The organism is Streptomyces sp. NPDC057854, assembly GCF_042797055.1.
In the GTDB taxonomy this organism is placed as follows: domain Bacteria; phylum Actinomycetota; class Actinomycetes; order Streptomycetales; family Streptomycetaceae; genus Streptomyces.
Map to the genome: position 1 here is coordinate 1 of NZ_JBHVMF010000045.1, position 20499 is coordinate 20499.

The 20499-nt window shown below is 71.9% G+C and carries 24 protein-coding genes and 1 pseudogene; 3 read left to right on the top strand and 22 right to left on the bottom strand.

Translation table 11 applies throughout. The features are described from left to right. The 9 genes from ACFVQZ_RS35865 to ACFVQZ_RS35905 form a co-directional block, all read right to left on the bottom strand. The coding region (locus ACFVQZ_RS35865; RefSeq protein ID WP_383629088.1) for a hypothetical protein at positions 1–262 on the bottom strand (262 nt) is incomplete at its 3' end. 2 nt (positions 263–264) lie between these two features. Then, on the bottom strand, positions 265–1050 hold the full coding sequence (locus ACFVQZ_RS35870) for a hypothetical protein (protein WP_383629090.1): 786 nt from the start codon (positions 1048–1050) through the stop codon (positions 265–267). An 850-nt stretch (positions 1051–1900) separates the two neighbouring features. Next, a complete protein-coding gene (locus ACFVQZ_RS35875) occupies positions 1901–2998 on the bottom strand; it encodes a hypothetical protein (RefSeq protein WP_378234793.1) in 1098 nt (365 codons plus the stop codon). Positions 2999–3008: 10 nt separating this feature from the next. After that, on the bottom strand, positions 3009–4562 hold the full coding sequence (locus tag ACFVQZ_RS35880; protein WP_378234792.1) for an ATP/GTP-binding protein: 1554 nt from the start codon (positions 4560–4562) through the stop codon (positions 3009–3011). Next, positions 4562–6226 (bottom strand): hypothetical protein, encoded by a 1665-nt coding sequence (locus ACFVQZ_RS35885; protein ID WP_378234791.1) that lies wholly within the window; start codon positions 6224–6226, stop codon positions 4562–4564. The genes ACFVQZ_RS35880 and ACFVQZ_RS35885 overlap by 1 nt, the downstream gene beginning before the upstream one ends. Further along, on the bottom strand, positions 6226–7674 hold the full coding sequence (locus ACFVQZ_RS35890; protein WP_378234790.1) for a hypothetical protein: 1449 nt from the start codon (positions 7672–7674) through the stop codon (positions 6226–6228). Before ACFVQZ_RS35890 ends, ACFVQZ_RS35885 begins: the two co-directional genes overlap by 1 nt. Before the next feature lie 2 nt (positions 7675–7676). Further along, complete coding sequence (locus ACFVQZ_RS35895; protein WP_378234789.1) at positions 7677–8417, bottom strand: hypothetical protein; 741 nt, start codon at positions 8415–8417, stop codon at positions 7677–7679. Between the two features lie 54 nt (positions 8418–8471). After that, complete coding sequence (locus ACFVQZ_RS35900) at positions 8472–8780, bottom strand: hypothetical protein (protein ID WP_378234788.1); 309 nt, start codon at positions 8778–8780, stop codon at positions 8472–8474. Beyond that, positions 8780–10036, bottom strand: coding sequence for a hypothetical protein (locus ACFVQZ_RS35905; RefSeq protein WP_378234787.1), 1257 nt, complete (start codon positions 10034–10036; stop codon positions 8780–8782). Before ACFVQZ_RS35905 ends, ACFVQZ_RS35900 begins: the two co-directional genes overlap by 1 nt. 138 nt (positions 10037–10174) lie before the next feature. Here ACFVQZ_RS35905 and ACFVQZ_RS35910 point away from each other — a divergent pair, with 138 nt between their 5' ends. Continuing rightward, the gene (locus ACFVQZ_RS35910; RefSeq protein WP_378234786.1) at positions 10175–10516 is read left to right on the top strand and encodes a MarR family transcriptional regulator; all 342 of its coding nucleotides are present in this window, start codon (positions 10175–10177) and stop codon (positions 10514–10516) included. Positions 10517–10589: 73 nt separating this feature from the next. Here the strand turns inward: ACFVQZ_RS35910 and ACFVQZ_RS35915 are convergent, their stop codons facing one another. The 4 genes from ACFVQZ_RS35915 to ACFVQZ_RS35930 form a co-directional block, all read right to left on the bottom strand. After that, entirely contained in the window at positions 10590–11825 is a 1236-nt protein-coding gene (locus ACFVQZ_RS35915; RefSeq protein ID WP_378234785.1) for a hypothetical protein, read from the bottom strand. Next, complete coding sequence (locus tag ACFVQZ_RS35920; protein WP_378234784.1) at positions 11822–11956, bottom strand: hypothetical protein; 135 nt, start codon at positions 11954–11956, stop codon at positions 11822–11824. The genes ACFVQZ_RS35915 and ACFVQZ_RS35920 overlap by 4 nt, the downstream gene beginning before the upstream one ends. Before the next feature lie 104 nt (positions 11957–12060). Continuing rightward, a complete protein-coding gene (locus ACFVQZ_RS35925) occupies positions 12061–12393 on the bottom strand; it encodes a hypothetical protein (protein ID WP_378234783.1) in 333 nt (110 codons plus the stop codon). Continuing rightward, positions 12390–13007, bottom strand: coding sequence for an AAA family ATPase (locus ACFVQZ_RS35930; protein ID WP_378234781.1), 618 nt, complete (start codon positions 13005–13007; stop codon positions 12390–12392). The genes ACFVQZ_RS35925 and ACFVQZ_RS35930 overlap by 4 nt, the downstream gene beginning before the upstream one ends. Before the next feature lie 557 nt (positions 13008–13564). Here ACFVQZ_RS35930 and ACFVQZ_RS35935 point away from each other — a divergent pair. Then, a complete protein-coding gene (locus ACFVQZ_RS35935) occupies positions 13565–14482 on the top strand; it encodes a replication initiation protein (protein ID WP_378234806.1) in 918 nt (305 codons plus the stop codon). After that, complete coding sequence (locus ACFVQZ_RS35940; protein ID WP_378234805.1) at positions 14472–14735, top strand: sigma factor-like helix-turn-helix DNA-binding protein; 264 nt, start codon at positions 14472–14474, stop codon at positions 14733–14735. Before ACFVQZ_RS35935 ends, ACFVQZ_RS35940 begins: the two co-directional genes overlap by 11 nt. A gap of 424 nt (positions 14736–15159) precedes the next feature. Here ACFVQZ_RS35940 and ACFVQZ_RS35945 read toward each other — a convergent pair whose 3' ends face one another. From ACFVQZ_RS35945 to ACFVQZ_RS35985, 9 genes and pseudogenes are all read right to left on the bottom strand, one after another. After that, positions 15160–15456 (bottom strand): hypothetical protein, encoded by a 297-nt coding sequence (locus ACFVQZ_RS35945; protein ID WP_378234804.1) that lies wholly within the window; start codon positions 15454–15456, stop codon positions 15160–15162. 112 nt (positions 15457–15568) lie between these two features. After that, positions 15569–16210, bottom strand: coding sequence for a hypothetical protein (locus tag ACFVQZ_RS35950; RefSeq protein ID WP_378234803.1), 642 nt, complete (start codon positions 16208–16210; stop codon positions 15569–15571). A gap of 131 nt (positions 16211–16341) precedes the next feature. Next, positions 16342–16527: a hypothetical protein gene (locus tag ACFVQZ_RS35955; protein WP_378234802.1), complete on the bottom strand. Its 186-nt coding sequence runs from the start codon at positions 16525–16527 to the stop codon at positions 16342–16344. Further along, positions 16524–16835 (bottom strand): hypothetical protein, encoded by a 312-nt coding sequence (locus tag ACFVQZ_RS35960; protein WP_378234801.1) that lies wholly within the window; start codon positions 16833–16835, stop codon positions 16524–16526. The genes ACFVQZ_RS35955 and ACFVQZ_RS35960 overlap by 4 nt, the downstream gene beginning before the upstream one ends. Positions 16836–16844: 9 nt before the next feature. Then, positions 16845–17213: a ribbon-helix-helix protein, CopG family gene (locus tag ACFVQZ_RS35965; protein ID WP_378234800.1), complete on the bottom strand. Its 369-nt coding sequence runs from the start codon at positions 17211–17213 to the stop codon at positions 16845–16847. After that, positions 17213–17485, bottom strand: coding sequence for a hypothetical protein (locus tag ACFVQZ_RS35970; protein WP_378234799.1), 273 nt, complete (start codon positions 17483–17485; stop codon positions 17213–17215). The genes ACFVQZ_RS35965 and ACFVQZ_RS35970 overlap by 1 nt, the downstream gene beginning before the upstream one ends. An 80-nt stretch (positions 17486–17565) precedes the next feature. Further along, positions 17566–17823, bottom strand: coding sequence for a hypothetical protein (locus ACFVQZ_RS35975; protein ID WP_378234798.1), 258 nt, complete (start codon positions 17821–17823; stop codon positions 17566–17568). A gap of 340 nt (positions 17824–18163) precedes the next feature. After that, entirely contained in the window at positions 18164–18496 is a 333-nt protein-coding gene (locus ACFVQZ_RS35980) for a hypothetical protein (protein ID WP_378234797.1), read from the bottom strand. Between the two features lies 1 nt (position 18497). Then, positions 18498–20499, bottom strand: a pseudogene (locus ACFVQZ_RS35985) (hypothetical protein); the annotation flags it as partial.

The following is a 20499-nucleotide window of genomic DNA, read 5'->3' on the forward strand; positions in this document are numbered from 1 at the left end:
CCCACGTGAGCACCGCGAGCACCGCGAGCACGCCCACCACGGCGAGGGGCACCCACCAGCGCGGCACGAGCCAGTAACGCGCCTTGATCGGCGCGTGGCGGAACGTCAGCGCCACCACGAGCGACGGCACCAGGAGCGGCAACAGAACCACTCCGAGAAGCAGGATCGCGACACCCTGCAAAACGAGCAGGAGGATATCTCCCACCGGGTCCGAACCGGACCCCTGGTCCTGTCCCTGCTGGTACTGCTGTCCCGTACTCATGCTCATTCCCCCTGCTCGTCGAACATTCCTTGAACCGGCCCTGCCGGCGTCGTCGAGGTCCCTGCCGCAACGCCCTTCGGCTGCACGGCAGATTCCCACACTCCCCGGCCGTCGAAAACCGCGTGAACATGCACCCGCTCGGCCAGCGCGCGCCCGCCCGCGTGCGGGTCCTGCAAAGCGGCGCGCACCGCGCGCGCGGCGCTGTCGGTGCAGAAATACCGGATCGCGGTCACGCCCTCGCGCGCGATCCTCCACGAGAACGCGGAGAAGATTTGCCGGTAACGCTGCGGCCGCTTTCCCGTGAGTTCGACCTCTACCAGCTCCACCGCGTCATCACGGAATGCGATCCCGTCGGCGCTGTGCACCGTCCCGACCTCGGCCGGCGCACGGTCCTTGTCCCACGACCACCCGGCCGCGACGTACCGCGCCGACGCGATCGACACCGCGACCTCGTGCCGCGTCGTCTGGCGCAGCAGCGACGGCGGCGTGCGCCCGCTCGCCGCGTGCGTCGGCCACACCAGCGCACCGCCTACCGACGACACCCGGCCGCGCTCGACGAGCTGCACCGTCTCCATGCGCGCGCACCAGCTCTGCGCCTTGCGCAGCGACACCGGGCCGTCGGTCCCGTTGAGCGCACCGAGCATCCACCGGACGCCCTCCATGGACGTGATCTTCACCAGCGATAGCCACTCGATCATGGCCTCGTCCCGCTCGGTCACCCACACGCGGCGCCCCTCGGGCGTCGCGCTGGCGCCCTCGGCGCCACCCTCCACACTCACCACCACCACCGCCTCTCTGAACCTCGACGACTACCCAACCGCGTCACACAGTGCATCGCTTCGCCCAACCGTCACCCCTCCCAACCGCGTACCCAACCGCACCGCTCCGACCAACCCAACCACCCTCCCAACTGCGTTTTGTCTTTTGCTTTTGATCTTTCCTCCCAACCCAACCCACTACCCAACTCTCCTACCCTGTCTGTCTGCCTCACCCCCCTTCCGCACCTCCCACCACCTTGTGAGGAACGAACGTAGGGGGTGGGAGGTGCGGAAGGGGGGTGAGGCAGACAGACAGGGTTCACCAGCAACGATACCCCTTGCTCCCGTCGTTTACCCCGTCATGCGCGGAGACGACCCTAACGACGTACTAAGCGCCGTATCTCGCGCCTCCTGGCGCCCGCCGGGCGCCGTCACCCTGCGTGCCGAGGGCGCCGGCCAGGCCGTCGCCCTCGACCGCTCGACCCCGACGAGCTGCGCTGCACGGCGGCGCGCACAAGGGCGCCCCCGCGGCCGCGAGACCGTGGGGGCGCCCTTGACGTGAAAAGAAACCTCCGTCATGGCATCAGGGTCGGGGACGATCCGATCAGCGGGAGCCCCAGCAGCTCGGACACGAACCACACGGCCACGCCGCCCACGACACCCCAGAGGACCGCGACGAGCCCCCAGAGGATCGTGCCCTTCAGCCTCGCGGCCCATGACTCCGGTGCGCGGCGCTGCTCGACGTGACCCTCCTCCGAGCCCTCGCCCGACCCAGCCACAGCCCCGGAAGGCGTACGCGAGCCAACACGGTGCACCTGGTCCGGGAGCCCCCTGCCAGCCACCCCGGGAGCGCGGTAGCGCCTCGTCGTGGTCCTGTTCCTCATGCCTGAGCTCCGCTCCCGAGAAGGGTCGTCGTCTTGGGGTCGACGTCGATGTGTAGGTGGTTGCACGTGTCGTTGAACTGCTCCGCGGTCTGGGTCGACAGCGACGTGCCGGCGGCCGCGCGGCACTGCACCTGCCCGATGAGCGACCCCGGCGGTAGCAGGGCGTCGAGCGCGCGAATGAGCGTCACGGCGTTGGCGTCCGCGCCGTCGGTGGCCTTTCCGTTGAAGCCGTAGAAATCGACGGCGTGGCCGCCGCCGTCGAGGTAGTGACGGGACAAGGTGCCGGCGCCCGCGAGCGTGCGCGTGCAATACCGGTTGATCGACGAAATACCTACCTTGTCGAACGTGTCTGACGCAATCGTGATGATCTGCAAGATACGAACGTCGATGCTGCACTCGGCGGCGTTCTCGCCGGTTGCTGCCCATCGGATTTGATCGAGCACCGGGCCAGAAAGTCCGGTGATCTTTCCTGCGTCGATCTTCGCGACGAGTGCGGCCGCGAGCTGGCGGCCGTCGCCACCCGGGGCGCCGGCCCCGGTGACGCACATTCCGCCGCCGCCAAGAGCGGCGACAACGGCGGTCGCCGGCTCCCAAAAACGCGTGTAGTGGTTCGGGTCGCGGTTGCGCTGCGTGCGGTGCGCTACCTCGGTCGGCTCCATCGCGTCGCGGTTCTCAATCTTCATCATCGCCTTGAAGAAATTGGACGCCGACGTGAACGGGTCCATCCGGTCGTCGTAGGTCCCCCACGCGCCGTTTGCGCGCTGCTGGAAGAGTCCGCGCGAGTCGGGGCCGGCGTCGTCGCCGTAGTCGAGCACGCGTAGCGAGGACTCCCCCATGGCGGTCATGACGCCGATCGTCTGGTCGCGTGCGCTGAGGTCGAGCGCCGCGCCCGCGGCGAGAATCTGCGCCGCGTTCGCGAGCTGGTCGCCGGAGTATCCGGCGACGGTGCCCGTCGGCATCTGGCCGGCGGGCACGACGACGGCCGGGCACGCGCCGGCCGTCGTCGTGGGGGCCTTCGGGGAGCACGCCGCGAGTCCCACGAGCGCGAGGAACGCGAGGACGACGGCGCCCGCCGCGATGCCGGCGACCTTCACCCCGGCCCCCTCAGTTCCCGCCGCGCGCGGCGATCGCCAGCGCGGCGTCCGTGTTCGTGACCTCGGTCTCCCAGCGCGAGCGGACGTGCTGCAACTGAATCTCCGGGCGGGACGCGACCTTCATCACGCAGTGCCCGACGGGAAGGTTCATGAGCGTGTCCACGCTCTCCGGGGCGAGGTTGAACGTCTCGGCGGCCCACTCGGCATCCTCGCGGCGGTCCTGGCGGAACAGGTGCACGGTCTGGGCCTCCTGGACGACCGCGTACCCGGGGCTGTCCTTCGGGGTGTCGGTGCCCTTGTGCATCACGAACACGTTCGAGATGCCGAGCGCCCGAGACAACTTCTCGTTGGACTTGATGAGCCCGGCCGACGGGCCGCCGATGAGGTGCCACCCCTCCTCGTAGATCACGTTCGTCACGGCCCGCTGCTCGCCGCGCGCGCGGCGCAGTCGGCCCATGAGCCACATGTTCCCGATCGCCATGACGACGGGGACGGCCTGCCCGTTGTCCGAGAGCTGCGACAGGTCGAACACCGTGAGCTTGTGCGCGAGGTCGACCGCGCTGGACGTCTCCCCGTCGAGCAGACCGGGGTAGGACTCCAAGAGCTCGTCGAACGTCCACCGCACGCTCACGCCGGCCTCGTGGAGCCGGTCCAGCGCCCGCGGGTGCAGGTCGGCAAACTCGGCCTCGTCCGCGACGCGTCCGAGCTGCGGCAGCAGGTCGGCCGGCGTGGGCACGCGCACGCCCTCGGCGGCCGCGATCGTGCGGCGCAGCGCGACGCGCAGCGCCTTGCGCTCCCAGTCGTCCAGGGCGGCGCCGTTGCGCGCCATGCGCGCGACGGCGGTCAGCAGTTCGTACCGGCCGCCCTCGGCGGCCGACACCAGCGGGTCCAGCAGGTTGAGGCGGGTCCCGGTCCCGTCCTGCGTGAACCGGATGGGCTCGCTCCCGAAGCGGCGCGCGAGCTCGGCGTACTCGCCCTGCTCGGGCGCGGCGTCGTCGGGCTTCTTGTCGAACACGACGACGTTTCGGTTCCGGAGCACGAGGGGCCGGATCACAAACACGGTCTTCGTAAACGAGCTCTTGCCCGTGCCGACGGTGCCGGCCGTCAGCACGTTCGGGGAAGAGACCTCGCGGAGATGCGCCGGCTTGTTGTACTCGGTGAACGGGTCGTTGGCGATGAGCGCACGAGAGAGCGTGTCGCGGCCGTTCACGATGCCGTCGTACCCGGTGGGCGGCGCGATGATCGCGAGGTTGAGGATCTCGGCCTGGCGCGTCGTCGACGGCGCGCCCGCCAGCGTCGGCGCGTACCAGCCGCTCCGCGCCGCTCGCTGCGACTCGCGCAGCTTCGCCCCGGGCGGGCTGAACGGCAGCACCTCGCCCACGTCGTCGGCCGCGTCGTCGTCGTGGCTCGCGGTCGCGGCGACCTCGACGACGGGCGGCGCGAGGAAGCCGAACCCCGGCACGCGGGCCAGGCCGCGACGTCGGCGCGTCGGGCCGAGCGGCGGCGGGGTACGCGTCAGGTCGGGGTGCTGGCTCGTCTCGGGGTTCTCGGTCGTCGTGCTCATCACAGGGCCTCCTTGTCGCCCGCGCCGGCCAGGCTGTTGTAGAACCGCGCCGACATGGGGTCGCGGGTGGGGCGCAGACCGCGCCCGATGGGCCATGTGGTGCCCGATGCTGCGGCCTGGAAGGAATCCAGCCAGGTCAACCGCTCGACGCCGAGCGAGGCGGAGCACGTCTCCGCGAGGCGGCGGCACGCCAACTGCAACTCTGACCGGCTCCGGGCCGTGAGCGTGATGAACCCTGCCCACTCGATCCCGTGGTGCGGGCTGCCGTGCGAAAGGTCCTGCACGCGCTGGCTCGCCGCGCGCGCGGACGTCGACACCTCGTCGTTCGCCATCTTCCCCTTCTCGGCGTTGGACAGGGCGGCCGCCTGGTCCGCCGTGAGGTCCCGCCGCGCGGCCGCCTTGGCGTGCATCGCCGGCACGAGCCGCATGTGGAACGACACCGACCGGATGCAGTCGAGCTGCGTGCCCAGCAGCAGGTCCAGCAGCCACAACTGCGTGCGGCCGCCGGTCGACAGACCGTCGGCGGTGATCGCCACCGTGCGGTGCCACCACTCGGCCTCCTGGCCGGTCACGTAGTCCGTCGCCTCGACGACGTGCGCGGCGTACTCGTCGTGCGAGCGCAGGCCCGGCGCGGCCGGGTCGACGCGTCGCGCCGCGTCGATCGGGTGGCTGGGGTTCTGCTGGTGCAGCATGAGTGCGACCGTCTGGCGGGCGGTCAGCGCCGTCACGCCGTCGCGGCGGCCACCGCCCAGACGGGCGTTCCGGAGGCCGGCGGCCACGGTCTCGACCTCGCGGGCCATGAGTGCGCGCCAGCCGTCGCGGCCCTCGCCGTACTTGCGAGCTGCCTCGGTGAACTGCGGCGTGATCGGCCAGGACACCACGACGTAGTGCCGCTGGATCATGGCGTCCTGACCGGACCGCCGGATCACCTCTGCGTACGACGCGATCGCGTCGGCCGGCATCGTCGGGTCGTGGACGGCGCGCGCCCACGCCTCGTGACGGGCGGTGTCCGGCGGGAGCACGCGCGTCATGGGCTGCACGGCGCCCACGAGCGACGTCGACAGGGCACGGTCCGCCAGGAAGCGGCCCCACGCCGCGCCGCCCATGACGAGGGTGGTGTTGGACTCGATACCGCGAATCTGTCCGGCCACCGCGAAGCACACGGACAGGTAGGCGTCCTCGCCGTCGGGCGCGTGCCACGCGATCCCGGGCAGCCCGGTTCCCGACTGCAACCAGCCCATGCCGTCGGCGCCGTCGGGCATCGCCCGCATCGCCGCACGGTCCCGGATCGCCTGCGCGCGCTCCTTGCGCGGGGCGGTCGTGGCGCGCTCGTCGAGCGCCGCCCACCGGGTCGCGTCGTACGGCTCGAACCGGTCGGTGCCGAGCCGCTTTCGCGCCTGCCACCTCGACCGCTTGCGGCGCCGCTCGAGGATCGATCCGTGGTGCGTGTTCGTCGTGACGACGATCGTCACCATGGCGGCCACAAGCATTCCCGCCAGCGCGGGCCAGCCCACCAGCGGCGTGAGGATCAGCCCTCCCGCGACGACGATTCCAACGACGATTCCGCGCGCGCGGCTGCCGCTCGATCCACCGAAGAAACTCCGGTGTCCGGCCTCGCCGCCCAGGTAGCGCGTGGTCGGCTTCTCGGTCGTGCTCGTGCTCATCAGTCCCCCTCAACCGTTCCGTACGCGTCGTACGCGTTGACGTCGGTGGCGCCGAGTTCCACCGCGTCCTGCGACATGTCGCGGGCGACGTCCACGCCCTGCTTGACCGCGACCCCGGCCCCGACGACGGCGGCCCCGGCGACGGCCCCGACCGGCCCGAGCACGCTTCCGCCTGCCGCGCCCTCAGCGGCGGCCGCGCCCTCGGCGGCACCGGCTCCTCCGGCGGCCGCCCCTCCCCCGGCGGTCGCCTGGGTCGGCGTCGCCGCGCCAGCGGGCACCGGCTCAGCGCCGGGCTTCGGGGCGTCGGCCAGGCGCGGGCCGTCCGCGGGCGGTCCGCTGTCTGGGTCGGTGTGCCGGCCCCGGCGCGACGGCCGCGCGTAGTCGTTCCCGGGGTCGCCCGCGTCGGCCGAATCGCTCTGGTTCCGACGTCGGTAGTTGCCCAGGTCGTCGTCCCCGATCGTGCGGTTCCCGCTGCTGGCCGCCGGGCCGGAGCCGTTGGCGCCGCCGAACGGCATGACCTTCTGCGCGAGCTTGAAGAGCAGGAACGGCGAGGTCCCGGCGACGAACAGCGCGATCACCGAGACGATGAGCGTCACGAGCTGCTGCAAGGATGGGACGTCCTCGAACGCCGTGACCTGGGCCGCGATCATCCGGTACGCGAGCCCGAGCATGAAGAAGAGCACTGCGTGGGAGGCGAGGATGCCGAGCCAGACGAACGCGATCCCCCACCCGAACACGCGCGTGTTCTTGCGGATGATCCACACCAGGCCCAGCGAGAACAGCGCGCCGGTGAAGTAGAGCGCGACGAGCTGCACGACGAGCATCACCAGGACGAGGATCAGCCCCAGCACCATGCACAGCATGAAGAAGATGCCGACGACGACACCGCCCGTGAGGCCGCTCGCGTCGCCCTCTCCGAGCATCCGTGTCATCTCGGCCGTCACGGCGTCGGCGCTGCTGATGATCCCCCACGCCGCGAGCGAGTCCGTGAGCGAGCCGAAGAACTTGACGAGAAAGACCGCCAGCGGCGGGCCGAACATCATCCCCGTGAGGAACAGGGGCACGTAGAACGTGAACGTCTCGAACAGCTCCTGCCCGGACTGCTTGTGACGGGCCGTCGCCAGAATCTCCGGAACGAGCAGGATCACCATCACGAACACCGCCAGCGCAGACGACACCGCGTAGGCGCCCAACCACCAGTCAGCGGTGAGGTCCGGCGAGACCGCGTGCGACAGCGCCGGCAGCACGTCTGAGGCGAGCGAGTGCGCCGCCTCCTGTAGCGCCTTGAAGGTGTTGCCGAACGGGTCAGACCAGAACTGCGCCCACGAGCCCGCGGTGTTCACCGCGTTCTGGGCACCCTCCACGGCGTCCTGTGCGCCGCCCACGACGTCCTTGACGCCGTCCACGACGTCGCTCGCGCACGCTCCGAACACGCACACATCGGCCATGGTCAGCACCCCCCGGTGAACTCGACGCCGCCGGCTTCGAGGGCGGCCGTGTCGGTCGGGATCGTGTCGACGACGCGCCAAGCGTCGTCCTCCCACACGAGCACGGGCGATCCCATGCCGTAGCGCTCGGCGGACAGCGCGCCGTCGACGACGACGCCAAGCGACAGGTGCACCGTCACGCGGTCGTCGGTCGACGTCGGGTCAACGACCCACAGACCGCCGCGCGTCGACGTCGTGAACGGCGTCCCGAACGGTGCCGGGCCGGGCGGGGTGTCCTCGCGCAGCTCCGGCGAGCTCTCGCGGAAGGCGAACCCTGCCGCGAGGTCGGCCATGTCGTCAGACATGGCGTCGGACAGAATCCCGGCCTCCACGCTCGCGATCTGCGGGCCGCTCGGCCAGGGGTACTGGTTCGCCCACCGCATCATGCTTGCTGCGACCTCGACGGCCCCGTACGCGGTGTGCGGGGCGCGGGCCTGGGTCGCTAGCAGCATGTCGGCATCGGTGCTCGGGCCGGCGAGGCAGCCCGTGGGCGCCGCGTCGAGCTCGGCGCCGTGGTCCTCCCCCGGCTGGCCCTCGTGCGTCGCTGTCTCGGTCGGCTCGGGCTCCGGCGTCGCGGTCGCGCCCGGGTCCCGCGGGTCCTGGCCACGAATGGCCAGGACCAGCAGGACCACGAGCACGACCACCAGGACGACGAGCGCACCGACGACGGCGGGCCACAAGCTGCGGCCACTCTTGGTGTACATCGGCATTACGTATCTCCGTATCTGCGCGGTTACGTATCAGTGCGCTGGTGTCGGTCAGCCGAAGAACGTGAGCACGGCGCCCACGATCACGGCAAGCGCCGCCAGGAGGCCCAGGGCGATGAGGGCGGTAATGAACTTCTTCCGTCCCTCCTTGTGCTGGTTGGGGTTCTCGGACGCGCCGGCCTTGCCCATCTCCACGATCCCGAGGATGAGGAAGACGACTGCGGCGATGAGGCCCAGCGCCCAGACACCGGCGATGAGCTTCTGCCAGAGCTGGGTGAACTCAGCGCCGAAGATCGTGAAGTCGGGAAGGACGCCGTTCAGCGGGTTCTCGATCGCGGTTGCGATGCGGGCGGTGATCATCAGTTCTGCTCCTGGGTCGTGGTGGGACGGACGGTCTGGACGCGACGCCCGGTCGGGACCGCCGCGAGAGTGAGTGCGCGGATCACGTCCGCGGCGAGCAGCGTCAGCGCCTCGGTGGAGTCCTGGTGGAGCTCCGCGAGGGTCACCTCTCCGCGGGCCGCGATGTGCGGCTCGTAGGGCATCTGGTGGAAGGTGCGCACACCGGCCGCCGTGAGCTCGTCGCGCACGGCCTCGGCCATGTGCGGGGCCTGGGGCCGGCCGTCGTCCATGACGACCGCGATCGCGGTATCGGCCAGGCGTCGGCCGGCCTCGGTGCGGCGCAGCTCGCGCAGCATCCCGAGCGCTTCCAGCGTCGAGTCCCCCGCGAGCATCACGGGGATCACGAGCACGTCGGCGGTGTCGACCGCGCCGCGGAACGGCCCGGAGGACGGCTGGTTGCCGGAGTCCATGACTCGCACCTCGAAGTGCTCGTCGATCTTCGCGGCGACGGCGGTCACGGCCTCGTACGTCAGCGGCTCTCGCGACCGGTCGACCACGGTCCCGATCACGGACGCAAACGACGTCTGCGGCGCCGTGTAGCCGACGACCTGGCCGCGCGTTTCGAGCTGGGCGACGTCGCGCACGAACTCCCCGAGCCCGAGCGAGGGCGAGCCCTCGGCCCGGAAGCCGAGCGCGCCCGGGTCGTCCGCCACCTCGACGATCCCGACGCCTCCCCCGCGGATCGCGGAGATGATGCCGCCGAGCGCCAGCGCAAGAGGCGTCTTGCCGGTGCCGCCCTTGGGGTTCCCGATGAGCACCGCGACGGCGCGCGTCCAGGTCGCCTGACGGACCACCCGCTGAGCGTCGAGGATCGCCGCGGTTCTGGCCGCCAGCTCCTCGCGCTGGGCGCGCTCCGCGACGCCGGGAGCGACCGGCAGGCCGACCTTCGCCAGCGCTCCGCGCCACCCCTTCTGTGCGCGCTGCGGGCCGGTCTCGGCGGTCGCGGCCGCCGCCGTCGTCGCGGCCGCCGCGAGGCGTCGCGCCGGGTCCGGTGCCGGCGGCTCCGGCAGCGGCTCCGGGGCCGGAACGGGCGCCTCGACGACCGCCGGCACCGCGGGCGGGGCCGGCAGCGGCTCGACGACCTGGACGGGCGCCGGCTGCTCCTCCGGCTCACGGCGAGCCGGCGGTGCCGGCACTCGCCGCACCGTCGCGTCGGCCTCCTCCTCGAAGTCGGCGGCGCGACTCGCCCCGCCGAAAACGCTGTGATCGTTTGTCATGATGTTCTAGCCCTTTCAGAACCGGATTCATGCACACTGTGAGCGGATGGGTAACACTCTACCGGGAAGGTCTGACATGCGCTATGGATTCTCGCCACGTCCCCCCGTCCGTCAGCGGCGTGGGGCACACTAGCGGCCATGTCTGCGCGACTGACGGACCTTCCCGACGCACCAGAGCCGGTGCGCCGCTTCCAGCACGCCTACGCGGCGGTCTCTCGGGCGGGCATCCTGCACGAGCTCCTATCCGCCGGCCCTGCCCGGCGCGACGACCTCGCGGCCCGGCTCGGCATCACGGTGCCGTCGGTGAGTAAGGCCCTGGTCGTCCTCGTATCCGCCGGATACGTCACGTACCAGGTGCCGGCCCACACCACGGCGACCACCCAAGTCCAGCCACAGGGCACGGTGTACACGGTTCGGCGTGAGCTCGTCATGGCCGACCTCGCGGCCACGATGGCGTGGTTGAGCGAGGAACGTCGGTAGGCACAGAAATACAGAAGCCCGCACCTCCGTAGATACGGGGATGCGGGCTTCCGTGTGTCCGGTCAGTGTCCGGTCACGACACGGGGACCTCGGCCATGGCCGCCAGGGCGCGGGCGCGCCAGCGCTGGCCGGACCGGGTGCTGACCGGCAGCCCTCGGCGCGTGAGCTCGTCGGCCAGCCGGGCACCGGACACCAGCGGGTCAGCGCGCACAACCTCGATCGCGACGGCCAGCGTGTCCGGCTCGCCGGCCTCGTCGTCGTCGTCCTGGTCCTCGACGGGGAACAGCGGGTCCATGTCGTCGGCGGACCCGGGCACGACCTCGGCCACGTGCTCGGTCACCGTGGCGGGCCGGGGGTCCGGCGCGGCGACGACGAGACGGGCCGGAACGGGTGTCCGGTCAGCCACCGGCCACTCCTCGTGGAAGTCCTCAGCCACCCGCGCCCCGCTGAACACGTCGTCCGGCTCGGGCTCGGCTTCGGCTGTCCGGTCAGCCACCTCGACCTCGGGCGCCTCGGGACCGGCCTCGTGGTCGGCCTCGGCGTCGCCCAGCGACGGCGCCGCCTCGACGAGCGGTGTCGGTGCCGCGGGGTTGGTGTCCGGCTCGGTGGCGAGCGGGCGGACGATCGTCGCGGCGGGCAGGTGGTCGACCTGTCCGACGGCGGCCAGCACGTCGACAAGCTCGGCATGTGGGGGAGCGGCGCGCAGGGCGGCGACGTGGGCGCGGTCCATGCGTCGGGCGGCCGCCCGCGCCCGGCGGCTGTCGCCGTGGCCGGACTCGGCCATGCGACGCACGACGAGCGCCCGGCGCGCGACGGCCAGGTATCGCCGGTCACGCCGGACCTCGGCCAACGTGCGCTCTGCCTGCTCGGCGCGAGCGGCCGTCAGCACGCGGTCCCACAGCCACGCGGCCACCAGGGGCGCAACGACGCGCACCGCGGCGGCCAGCACCGACCCGGGATCGGCGCTCCACGACGTCGAGCCGTCCGGCGCCGTCGTGGTGAGCTCGTGCACGCCAGCCAGCAGGCCGGACGTCGCGGACACGACCCACACGGCCACCGCGTCGGCGCCACCAGGCCGTCCGGCCAGCGCCGCCGCACGGGCCAGCAGGGCCGACGCGACGAGCGCGAGCTCGAGGAATCCGGCGAGGGCGACGGCCAGCACGAGCGGGAAGCGCAGCACGTCGACGGCCAGGGACGCCATGCCCTGCGCGGCGAGGATCGTCGGGATGATCGCGCCAACGGCGGCAACGACGGTTGCCTGGCGCCTCGCGCGGGCGGCGGCCGCGAGGGTCGACGTCGGGGCGCTCATCGGCGGGCCTCGCGCATCGTGCCGCAGATCACGTGCAGGGCCAGCAGGTCCATGAGCTGCAAGTCCTCGATGGTCAGCGTGTCGGCGTCGTCCGGCGTACGGCCGGTGTCACCTGAGGGGATGATGTGCATTGGGATTCCTCCACTTACCTGGGGGTGTCCTCGCCCCGGCGGTGTTCCAGCACCGTCGGGGCACTTTCGGTTGTGCGGTCAGTTCCTCCGCGCGTCGATCGCGGCTACCGCTCGTCTCGGAGCTTCGCGGTGAGTGCCGCGCGCACGGCCGGGTCGTCGTTTGCGCTGTCCAGCAGGGCACGCACGACGTCGCTGTGCGTGATCCGGGCGGCGCCGAGCTCGGCGCCGAGTTCGATGACCAGCAGCCGGAGCGCCTGGTACGCCTGCGGCTCAACGTCGATCGTCAACCGGACCGGCTTTGCCCGGGGGATCGGCTGCCGGGCCGCACCGCCCTTCGGCGTCGGCACCGGGACGTCGGCCAGCGTCGGCGCCTTCTTGGGCGCGCGGTCGGGGAGCTGCGCCGCGCGCGCGGCCAAGTCCTGCTTGGGTCGGGTCATGCTGCCACCTCCAGGGCTGCAATCTCGCGGGCGGCGTCGGCGTACGCGCCCAGGTCGGTCACGGGCGCAGCGAACGACTGCGCGTAGGACTCGCGACGGGGGATCGTCGCGGCGAGGACGTGGCGCCCTGCATCGGTGATGAGCTCGCGGAACGTCTCCGTGCTCCGCGCGTTGGCGATGGTGCGGTTCAGCAGCACCGCGGCGGCCGCCGGCTTCACGCGCAGCGGCTCCACCTCGTCGATCGCGGCCCACACGTCGGTCAGCCGCTCGTACTCCATCATCGTCGGCGCCATGGTGACGACGATCGCGTCAGCGGCACGCAGGGCCGAGTAGACGATCCCGGCGTTCTCGTCGAGCGGGGGAGTGTCGATGAGCACGACGTCCGTCGTCGCCGGCACGATGCCCGAGAGCCGCACGTGCAGGTTCTTGACGGGCAGGGCGAGCGTGGGAACCTCCCACTCGCCCAGCTCCGACCAACGGAGGGCCGATCCCTGGGGGTCGGCGTCGATCACCAGCACGCTGAGCCCTTGCGCCGCGTACGCGTGCGCCAAGTAGGCGCAGCTCGTCGTCTTGGCGCTCCCGCCCTTGAGATTCGTGACGGTGATGATCTTCACGACCTGGCCCCTTCCGAGAGTCCGACGTCCGTTGCCACCCAACCTAACGGGAGTACGCGGGTACTGCAATACTGAAACGCGCATCGGCGCGGCGCGTGTTGGCGCCCTCCGCTACGCTCCCCGACGACGGACGTTCCCCGGCACCGCTTCCCCCTGCGGCGGCCTGCGGGGACGTCCGTCAGTTCGTTGCAGCTCTGGCGCATCGATGCGGCGGCCGGCGCGCGAAAATCGCTACCGCGCTCCCGGGGTGGCTGGCAGGGGGCTCCCGGACCAGGTGCACCGTGTTGGCTCGCGTACGCCTTCCGGGGCTGTGGCCGGGTCGGGCGCAGCTTCGCGAGGAGTCCAGTCGGAGAGGGCCGTCACCGATTGCGTAGCGGACGGCGCTGCGCGCCGGCTGTGCTGGTCTGGGCCGCTTCGCGGCCGGGTAGCGGAGCTCGCTTCGCTCGCGCTGAAAGCAGGTCTTGGCTGGGGCTCCTGCCCCAGACCCCAGGAAGTATCTGATTAGGCTTCGGCGTGTCGGACCTAAATAGCCGTGGCCCGGCCCCTAGGTTCGCCACATGACATTCGAGGCCATGTGGCCTGAGCACTGGCTACCCCGGGCGCCACTCGCCGGGGACGTCAAGGACCCCGAGCACCCCTCGCTCCGGCGCCGCTCACGCACACGCGCCCTCGACTTCCCGCACATCGAGGCAAACCCTCTCGTGCTGCGCTCTCTCGTCGTCGTCGACCACGACGGCGCCGGGGCCGATCACGCCGCCGAGCTCGCTGGCTTGCCCGCTCCCTCGCGCGTCACGCTCAACCCCTGGACGACCGCCGGGCATATCGAGTACGCCCTACGTCGGCCCGTGATCCTCACCGATGCCGCGAACCGCGCGCCGGTCAACCTCCTGGCGCGCGTCGAGCACGGCCTAGTGGACGTCCTCGGTGGCGACGTCGCCTATGCCGGGCGGATCACAAAGAACCCTCAGCACTCCACCCACGTGACGGTCTGGGGACCTACCACGGCCCTCTATGGGCTCCGTGATCTGGCTACCGCGCTCGACGACCTCGGCGCGCTGCCGTCCGCCGGGCACCCGCGCCGCAACGTCTCGTCCAGCGCCGTGGGCCGCAACGTGGCGCTCTTCGATGCCACCCGCAAGTGGTCCTACCGGCGGCGCGGTGACTACACGAGCCGCGAGCTGTGGGAGCGCGCGGTGTTCGCGCACGCCTGGGAGGTCAACGAGACCGTCGTCGCGCACGAGTTCACCGCGGGTCCGCTCTCGGCCAACGAGGTGAGCCACCTCGCGCGTTCTGTTGCACGCTGGACCTGGCGGAAGATTCAACGGACCTTCGCTGAGGAGCAAGCACGACGCGGACGCAAGGGGGGCCGGGCGACGGCCGCCAACGGTGGGCGGGAACGCCTCATCGAGATGAACAAGACTCGCGGCCCGAGGCACGACCGGGCGGCGATTTTGGAGGCTGACCGTGGTCGCTGAGAACCCTGTCCGGCGCAACTCCACCGCCCGCGAGCTCGCGGACCGGCTGGGCATGTCGACGCGGACCGTGCAGCGCGTGATCGCGGAACCGCGAGAGCAGTTCGAGGCGCGAGCCGCACAGCGGCGCGAGCGCGTGATTTCCCTCCGGCGCGAGGGCAAGACCTACGCGGAGATTGCCGCCGCCGTCGGCATGACCACGGGCGGTGTCGGCACGATCCTCCACCACGCCCGGAAGTCTGGCGTCGAGGTTTAGAGGGTTCCACAGTCGCCCGTTTCGGCCCCTCACGGGTCCACGTCTCTGACCTGCGACGACGGGAAACGCCGCGGCGCTGCCGGCGTCGCTCGAGGACCTGGCCGGCCTGTGGGAACCTCCAAACCACCAGGTCGCCACACCCTCCCGCTGCCCCGATACAGGCTGAACCTCGCGGTGGCCGGCCCCGTCAAGGGCGCTTCGCGTCGCTGCGCGATGGGCGGCACGCCCACCCTTGACCGGACCGGCCACCGCGGGACACTCCACGCCTGGGGCAGCTCGGTCCAGAAACCGGGGGCTCACACCTCGCGCGTAGGGCTCGTGTGCGGCTCTCTGAGGGCCGCTGAGTCCGTCCGGCCTCGGTAGGGCCGGGGATCGTCTCCACGGGGCTTCTGTGCGCGTGTGCCGCGCCGGGCGGGCCTGTCTGTCAGCGACGCTCCACGGCGTCGGCCCAGAGCCACGCCCACCCCTCGCGGCCGTGGGGGTCGAGGTATCTGACCTGCACCTGCCGGCCCGCCCACGCGATCGCTTCGCCGGCTACTCGTGACTCTCCGGTCTGGCGCTGCGTGATCCACGCCTGCACCGGGATCGGCTCCTCAGGGCGCACGATCGCGACGCCGCGACGCGCGAGCTCGGGCGCCTCGTGGGCGTAGTCGCGCAGCGGCACGGTCTCGACGCCGGACGGTCCCCACCCCCCGACCGGCTCACGTCGACGAGTACCCACGACCTCAGCGTATTCGAACGCGTGTGCGACACCGGGCGCGGTTCGTACCTCGCCCGGATACGACAACGGCCCGCCCGGGGGAGCGCCCCGGGCGGGCCTGGTGGCCGGTTCGTCAGCCCTCGTCCTCCTCGGGCGCGGCGAACGGCTCGCCGCACAGTCCGCACAGGATCGGCCCGGCCTCGACGACGCTCCGCGAGGCACGGATCTTCCGGCCGCACCCGCACACCAGGGACGCGCCGTTGTTGTTGGACGTGCGCCCCTCGGCGCCGACCTCGGCGCGCCGGTACGCGCTCATCGCGGCCGCGAGCGCGGCCACCTCGGCGGCGTAGCGCTGCGCCGTCGCGTCGGGGACCGTCGTCGTCGAGTAGCCGAGCTGCTGCGAGTGCTCGACCTCGATACCGACCTCGGCCGCGAGCGCCCGGAACTTCTTGTTGTGGTAGCGGCCCTGCCGGGAGGTGTCCTGAATCTCGCGCGTCGACGCGATGCCGTGGGCCGCCTCGTGGAGCAGGGTGCCAAGCACCGCGGCCGCGCCGCGGGCCAGGCCCTCGCCGCCCACGAAGAGCTCGTGAACGTCGTCCTCGCCGCGCACCCAGCGCGACGGCGCGAAGTGCCCGAGCGTGAGGCCGCCCCCGCGGCCGCCGCTACCTGCGCCCACGGTGACGATCACCTCGGGGGTGTCGGGGTGGTTCTCGCGAATCGCGGTCCACGTCGTCTCTACGGCGGTCACGAGGGCGGCGGTGCCGGTCGTTGTCATGGCTTCATTCTCGCATTGTTGACACGTACGTGTCAAAAAATGTTCCGCATGTCAGCGGTGAGAACAACGCGCCCCGGCCACCCTCGACGGAGGGCAGCCGGGGCGCGTATGGCTCGGCGCGTGTTGTCCCCCTACCCGTGCCCGTCGGCACGGCCCTCGACGCGGATTCCGGTCAGTCGTTCTCCGTCGTGCACCTGCTCGTGAAGCATGGCGCGCGCACCCTCGTACGTCGCGGCCTCGACCGCGACCTCACGCACAGGACCGTCTGCGGGCTGCCCGGGGTCGGGCTTGGCCTGGTAGGTCCCGTGGACGATCACGGCCGTGCCTCGGTCGCGGCGTCGAGCAGGCTCACCCAGCCGCGAGCACGGTCGGTGAGGTCCCACGCCTGCGACCAGGTCGCCTGAGCGTCCCGCTGCTCCTCGGTGTCCGTGATCGGGTTCCCTAGCCCGTCCGTCGTGATCTTCCGCTCAAGGTCGCGCAGGGGCGTCGCGGCCGCGGCGCGCATCACGCGCAGCGCTGCCGCGAGGTCGTCGGGCGCGACGACGGCCGCCAGGCGTGCGGCGACGAACCCTGAGGCGGCTTCGCTGGGCCACACGCGGCGCGGTGTCGGGCTGTTCGTCGTCATGGTCGCTCCTCAGCTCGCGTGCCGGTTCAGGTACTCGCTGGCGGCGTCGCGCAGCACCGCGGAGAAGGAACGCCCCTCGGCCTCCGCGCGGGCGCGCAACGCGGCGTCCAGGTGCTCGGGCGCGCGCACCTGCCACAGCGGCGACGTGCCCTTGGGGCTCGTCGCGGCCAGCGTGGGGCGTCCGCCCGCTGCCGCGCGCTCGACCGCCTCGACCTCCTCGGGGGTCTCGGCGGCCGCGGTGAGCATCTGGTGGGCGTAGGCGCGCGCGGCCTCGCCGCGCAGGGCCTTGCCCGTGCGCTTCACGGGGCGGTCGTCCGCCTCGATCTGCGCGGCCCATGCGTCATAGTCCGGGCCTCGCCCGGGAGCCTCGTTCGTCATCACTCCTCCTCCTCGATCAAGTGCAGGAACTTGCGCCGGACGGGCATCGCGTGGAACACCACGATTTCCCGCGGGAGACGACGGTGCACCATCACTTCCAGCAATTCCCCGCCCAGACGGCCGGGGCCGATGTACAGGTCCGCGACCTCGCCCGTGCCCTCGCGGGACTCGTCAAACTCGGGCTCGACGTGCACGGGGTGTTGCAGCGCATACAGCACCTCGTCGCGCGTGACACCGTGCTTGAAGGTGCTGCCCTTCCACGTGATCGCCATACTAGAATTGTAAGACAAAACGTAGGGTTCTGTCAAACAGAACCCTACGTTTGTGGGGGCTTCCTGTCTACGCCTGCGGGTCAGTTCGTCACGTCAGCCTGCCTGCTCTGCATCTCGACGACCAGCGCGCGCAGGTCCCCGACCGCGAGGCAGTCGGGGCACGTCGTGCGCGCCGTCGTGAGCGTCGTCCGCTTGATGCCGTCGCTCCGGGCGGCGTCGTAGAGCCGGAACAGGTCCGCACCGCACGCGGGCGCCATGTTCGGCATCACCATGTGCAGCACGTGGGGCTCGTCGTCGCTCGCCTCGACCTGTGCAAGCAGGTCCAGCAGGTCAGTCATGCTCTGGGTTCCCTTCCCTACGGGCCGCAACCACCTGCGTGGCCCCGACCTTTTTCCGCGCCCTCCTGGCGTCGTAATCACCGCCGGGACGGGGTGGAGTGCAAGGCCCGGAACCGGGTCGGGGGAGGAAGTTTCGGGCCGAAATAAGGGAGCGAAGCGACCGCGGCCCGAAAGTTCCGGAGGAGAGCCGGCGCCGTAGGCGCGGGCCTTGCGCGGAGCCCCGGCCCGGCGATGATGGAGAGCCAGGAGGGGAAGGAAAATCGCGCCGTAGGCGCGAGCACGCGGGCCGCGAAGCGGCCCGCGCACCCGAACCCCGCCCGCACCTGCGCGGGCCTGCTGGTCACCCCTTGACGATGATCCTGGGGTGCTGGCGCGGCGGGTACACGTCCGCCGTCGTCGACTCGTCCCCCCGCGCCTGCGTGCCGCGGGCCGTGTCGACGACCAAGCTCTGATCCCGGCACAGCACGAGCAGGCGCGCGATCTGCCGCCCGGCGTCGTCGACGTCGGCCAGCTCGTGCCGCTCACCGTTGGCGCCCACGACGGTCACGCTCGGCGTGTAGTCGATCGTGCGAGCGATCGCGACCGTGTACGTCACGCCGCGGTCGTCGACGAACTGCAACGTGTCGGCGTAGCGCCCGCTCGTGCCGTCCCCGGCGTTCACGTAGAAATTCACGTCACTTCCCCTTCGTCGTGGTGGGTCGCTTGGTCGCGCTGAATCCTCGAGCCGGGGGCGCGGCCGCCGGCACACGTTCGGCCTTCGGAGCCTCGGGCGGCGGGGCGTCGTCGGGCGGCGGCGCGTCGTCGTCCGTGGGCTCGTAGACGAGCTCGGCGTACGGGTCGGCGCCGCCCTCGTCGACCGGCGCGGGCGCCTGGTGGTCCTCCTCGGGGCCGGCAGCGTCGGCCAGGTCCTCGACGGCGACGAGCTCGGTCGCCGCCTCGTCGACGACGGCCGGCGTCGCGTCGACCTCGGCCGGCTCACCCTCGCCGGCCTTCTTCTTCGGCTTCTCGGGCGGCGCGGGCGGCAGCACGCGGAACGGCGCGACCGCGGCGCGGTTGATGAGCCAGAACCGCCCGTCCCACGCCTCGCGCACGAGCTGGGGCGGCAGCACGTAGGTGTGCTGGGCGCGCCCGGAGCGCAGCTCGCCGCTGTGGGCCTCCCCAGAGGCTTCCAGCCGCATCGCCGTGCCCGCGAGCTTCACCACGGCTTCGGGGTCCTTCGAGCGGCCCGCGATCACGGCGGCGCCGGACGCGAGCACGCGCGTTCGTAGCGCCTCGTCGTTCGACAGACCGGCGGACGACTGTCCGGCCAGGATCAGACCGAGCCCGGCCGATCGCGCCGTCTCGAACAGAGACGCCGCGGTGTCGCCAGGGTCGGTGTCGGCGGTCACGAGCTGGGGGAACTCATCAACGATCACGAGCGACGGCGACTTGTCGCCGGCTTCGAGCCGCCGGGCCATGTGCTGCCGGAGCGCCATGAGCATGAGGTCCCCGAGCTGGGCGTGTGCGGCGTCCACGGGCGTGAGCGGCACGACGACGACGTGCGCGCCCGGCTTCGCGTACGTCCACCCGTCCGCCGCGAGGTATGGCGCGAGCGGGCGGAGCGCGTTCGCCAGCGACCGCGCCACGCGACGGTTCGCCGTGAGCCCGGTCCGTGAGTCGACGACGGCGGTCACCTCGGCCAGATCGGCCGGCGAGGGGACGTGCGCGGCCGGGTTGCTCAGCCGGTCCACCAGGTCGTCCACGGAGCGCAGCGGAGACCGGGCCTGGATCGCGTCCAAGATGCCCCGCGCCTCGTCGGCGTAGTGCTGGGCCGCTCCGACGCCCGGCGGCAGGAGACGCATCAGGCGCGCGGTGATATCGGCCGCCGACCCGTCAAACATGTTCCACGGCGGCCGCACGGCGACCTTCAACCCGCTGGCCCCGAGGACGCGCACGAGCTCGCGCGCGTCCTTCGGGTCGCCCTTGGCGTCGATCATGACCACCGGCCAGCCCATCGCGGCGGCCGACCGGATCACCAGCGTGAGGAGGACCGTCTTTCCCGTGCCGGACTCGGCCAGCAGCAGCGCGCGCGCGGCCGACGCCACGACCGGCATCACGAGCCACCGGCCGGCCGTCCAGTCCGGCACGCGGCGCCGGTCCTGCACCCGGTACGCGAACGGCCGGATCGTCGGGCGCGTCGTGAGCCCCAGCGCCCACACGCGCCGGCCCGGGAGCCCGACCCGACGCGGGCCGCTCAGCCGCGGGCCTCGGCGCCGCTGGCGCGCCGCGAACGTGCCCGTGGCGGGGTCCATGCGGACGCCCGCGCGCAGGGCCGCGCTCCAGTCCTCCGCGACGGCGCGGGCCTTCTCGATGAGCTCCTGGCGGTGCACGTCGTCGATCTGGCGCGCGTCCGCCCTGCGCGCGAGCTGACGCCGACGGCGCGACCACGCGGCCGGGATGAGCAGCACCCCGAGCGCGACGTTGAGCGCGAGCCACGGCGCGGCCGCGCGCAGCATCGCCACCCACTGCCACTCCCAGATTCGCCCCGTGAGGTACGCACCGCTGGCGGGCGACGTCGCCCACTCCACCACGCGCCACACCTCCCACGTGAGCACCGCGAGCACCGCGAGCACGCCCACCACGGCGAGGGGCACCCACCAGCGCGGCACGAGCCAGTAACGCGCCTTGATCGGCGCG

Excerpts from the sequence above, each read along its gene's own strand:
- ACFVQZ_RS35880 (WP_378234792.1), bottom strand. The coding sequence starts at position 4,562 with ATGAGCACGACGACCGAGAACCCCGAGACGAGCCAGCACCCCGACCTG.
- ACFVQZ_RS35885 (WP_378234791.1), bottom strand. The coding sequence starts at position 6,226 with ATGAGCACGAGCACGACCGAGAAGCCGACCACGCGCTACCTGGGCGGC.
- ACFVQZ_RS35890 (WP_378234790.1), bottom strand. The coding sequence starts at position 7,674 with ATGGCCGATGTGTGCGTGTTCGGAGCGTGCGCGAGCGACGTCGTGGAC.
- ACFVQZ_RS35895 (WP_378234789.1), bottom strand. The coding sequence starts at position 8,417 with ATGTACACCAAGAGTGGCCGCAGCTTGTGGCCCGCCGTCGTCGGTGCG.
- ACFVQZ_RS35900 (WP_378234788.1), bottom strand. The coding sequence starts at position 8,780 with ATGATCACCGCCCGCATCGCAACCGCGATCGAGAACCCGCTGAACGGC.
- ACFVQZ_RS35905 (WP_378234787.1), bottom strand. The coding sequence starts at position 10,036 with ATGACAAACGATCACAGCGTTTTCGGCGGGGCGAGTCGCGCCGCCGAC.
- ACFVQZ_RS35910 (WP_378234786.1), top strand. The coding sequence starts at position 10,175 with ATGTCTGCGCGACTGACGGACCTTCCCGACGCACCAGAGCCGGTGCGC.
- ACFVQZ_RS35915 (WP_378234785.1), bottom strand. The coding sequence starts at position 11,825 with ATGAGCGCCCCGACGTCGACCCTCGCGGCCGCCGCCCGCGCGAGGCGC.
- ACFVQZ_RS35920 (WP_378234784.1), bottom strand. The coding sequence starts at position 11,956 with ATGCACATCATCCCCTCAGGTGACACCGGCCGTACGCCGGACGACGCC.
- ACFVQZ_RS35925 (WP_378234783.1), bottom strand. The coding sequence starts at position 12,393 with ATGACCCGACCCAAGCAGGACTTGGCCGCGCGCGCGGCGCAGCTCCCC.
- ACFVQZ_RS35935 (WP_378234806.1), top strand. The coding sequence starts at position 13,565 with ATGACATTCGAGGCCATGTGGCCTGAGCACTGGCTACCCCGGGCGCCA.
- ACFVQZ_RS35950 (WP_378234803.1), bottom strand. The coding sequence starts at position 16,210 with ATGACAACGACCGGCACCGCCGCCCTCGTGACCGCCGTAGAGACGACG.
- ACFVQZ_RS35960 (WP_378234801.1), bottom strand. The coding sequence starts at position 16,835 with ATGACGACGAACAGCCCGACACCGCGCCGCGTGTGGCCCAGCGAAGCC.
- ACFVQZ_RS35965 (WP_378234800.1), bottom strand. The coding sequence starts at position 17,213 with ATGACGAACGAGGCTCCCGGGCGAGGCCCGGACTATGACGCATGGGCC.
- ACFVQZ_RS35970 (WP_378234799.1), bottom strand. The coding sequence starts at position 17,485 with ATGGCGATCACGTGGAAGGGCAGCACCTTCAAGCACGGTGTCACGCGC.
- ACFVQZ_RS35975 (WP_378234798.1), bottom strand. The coding sequence starts at position 17,823 with ATGACTGACCTGCTGGACCTGCTTGCACAGGTCGAGGCGAGCGACGAC.